At 72.3% G+C, this 549-nt stretch carries 1 protein-coding gene; it reads right to left on the bottom strand.

The window, feature by feature from the left end; translation table 11 throughout:
- Nucleotides 1-549, bottom strand: a 549-nt coding sequence (locus FB586_RS18830; protein WP_136520867.1) for an ATP-binding protein DrrA1-3 family domain-containing protein, incomplete at both ends; no start/stop codon positions are given.

Here is a 549-nt window from a genome sequence, read left to right on the forward strand (position 1 = left end):
GGTGGGGTCTGCTGTCTCGCTGCCGGTGTCGTGGCCGGTGAGGGCGAGGAACACCTCGTCGAGCGAGGGCTTCTGGACGGTGACCGACTCGATGGCGACGTCGTGGTCGCGGAGCACGACGAGCACGTCGACGGCCTGGTCGGTGCGGGTGAGCGGGATGGTGACGCGCCTGGCCTCGGGGGTGAGGGCCACGTCCTCGCCGAGCAGCCGGCGCGCCTCCCCGGCGACCAGCGTCAGGTCGGTCGGGTCGGCGACCTGGAGCTGCAGGGTGGACTGGCCGACCGACGACTTGAGCTCGTCGGCGGTGCCCTCGGCGACCTTGACGCCACGATCGATGACGGCGATGCGGTCGGCGAGCTGGTCGGCCTCGTCGAGGTACTGCGTGGTGAGGAGCACCGTGCAGCCGTCACGGACGAGGTCGCGGATGGTGGCCCACATCTGGCCGCGGGTGCGCGGGTCGAGGCCGGTGGTCGGCTCGTCGAGGAAGATCAGTGGCGGTCGGGTGAGGAGGCTGGCGGCGAGGTCGAGCCGTCGCCGCATGCCGCCGGA

It is taken from the genome of Cellulomonas telluris (genome assembly GCF_004886325.1).
In the GTDB taxonomy this organism is placed as follows: Bacteria; Actinomycetota; Actinomycetes; order Actinomycetales; family Cellulomonadaceae; genus Cellulomonas; species Cellulomonas telluris.